Annotated in this window: 2 protein-coding genes; one reads left to right on the forward strand and one right to left on the reverse strand. The window is 76.6% G+C overall.

The genetic code is table 11. The features are described from left to right. Positions 1-899: MFS transporter (locus ACIQOV_RS40905; protein ID WP_401056145.1), on the forward strand; the 899-nt coding region annotated here is incomplete at its 5' end. Positions 900-915: 16 nt separating this feature from the next. Here ACIQOV_RS40905 and pth read toward each other — a convergent pair. Beyond that, a complete protein-coding gene (gene pth / locus ACIQOV_RS40910) occupies positions 916-1527 on the reverse strand; it encodes an aminoacyl-tRNA hydrolase (protein ID WP_401056147.1) in 612 nt (203 codons plus the stop codon). Between the last annotated feature and the right edge of the window lie 19 nt (positions 1528-1546).

Raw genomic sequence — 1546 nt, forward strand, 5'->3', positions numbered from 1 at the left:
CCCGCCCTGCGAACTCCCCCGGCGGGGAAGCCCACCGCGCCGGGGGCCGTCGAAACGATGCCCACCGCAACGAAGCCCACCGCAACGAAGCCCGGCGGACCGCGACCGGCCGGACCGCGACCCGGCGGACCGCGACCGGTGACGCCGCCCGCTTCGACCTGCCCGGCCTGCTGCTGCTCACCGGGGCGACCACCTCGCTGCTGCTCGCCCTGTCCACCGCCTCCGGCCTGCCCCTGCCCGGCTGGGCGGTGGCCGCCCTGCTGTTCGCCTCCGCCGCCCTGACCCTGGCACTGGTGCGCCAGGAACGGCGGGCCGCCCGGCCGATCCTGGCGCCCGGGCTGGTCAACACCCCGGGCGTGCGCTCCGGCCTGGTGGTGGGGCTGATCGGCTATCTGCTGCTGTTCTGCCCGCTGGTGCTGGGCCCGGTGCTGCTCACCGGCGCCGGGGTGTCGACGGCCCACGCGGGCCTGGTGATCACCCTGCTGCCCGCCGGGTTCGCCTTCGCCGCGACGGTCGGCGGCGGGCTGCTGCCCCGGGGCTGGTCGGACGTGACCAGGTGCCGCTGGGGTGCGCTGCTCGCGGCCGGCGGGCTGCTGCTGTTCGCCCTGCTGCCGGCCTCGGACGCGGCGGCGGCCCCGCTGCTGATCGCCGGTTACGGGCTGGGTCTGCTGCTGCCCGCCAACAACGCGCTGGTGATGCGGGCGATCCCGGCGCAGTGCTCGGCGGTCGGCGGCGGCATGGTGAACATGGCCCGCAGCCTCGGCACGGCGCTCGGCATGGCGCTGTCCGTCCTCGGTGTCCACCTGGCGGGCGCCGAGTCCGGTGGGCGGACGGTACTGCTCGTCCTCGCCGCCGTCGCCGCGGCGGCGGCGCTGCTCACCCGGCCCGTCCGGGCCTGAGGAGCGCAGGGCCCCGCTACCGCGCCGCGGTACGGGCGTGCGGGGGCCCCGGTGCGTTCAGGGCGTCCTGGGCGCGGTTCAGGCCGCGCCGCACCAGCGTCTCCAGGGCGTCCGCGCAGCGGTCCAACTCGCCGGGCATGGCGGCCAGTTCATCCTCCGAGAACTTCTTCAGCACGAAGTCCCCGACGCTCTGGCCCTTCGGCGGACGTCCGATGCCGAACCGCAGCCTGACGAAGTCCCGGGTGCCGAGCACCTCGCCCACCGAGCGCACCCCGTTGTGGCCGCCGGGGCCGCCGCCGCGCTTGAGCCGGGCGGAGCCGAAGGCGAAGTCCAGGTCGTCCTGCACCACCACCAGCCGCTCGACCGGGACGCCGTGGCGGCGCAGCAGCGCGGCCACCGGGCGGCCGGACAGGTTGATGGACCACCACAGCGGCTTGGCCAGCAGCACTCGGTGGCCGTCGACGGCGATCTCGGCCACCAGGGTGGCGATCCCGCGCCGGCGGAACCGGGCGCCGTGCCGTTCGGCCAGCCGGTCCACGGCGAGGAAGCCCGCGTTGTGCCGGGTGAGCCGGAACCACGGGCCGGGGTTGCCCAGGCCGGCGATCAGCCAGGGGGCGTCGGGGGTCATGCGGGGGTTCTCCGGAGGG

Source organism: Kitasatospora sp. NPDC091257, from assembly GCF_044757675.1.
Lineage (GTDB): Bacteria > Actinomycetota > Actinomycetes > Streptomycetales > Streptomycetaceae > Kitasatospora > Kitasatospora lactacystinica.

Coding starts and splice junctions, on each gene's coding strand:
- pth (WP_401056147.1), bottom strand. CDS start 1,527: ATGACCCCCGACGCCCCCTGGCTGATCGCCGGCCTGGGCAACCCCGGC.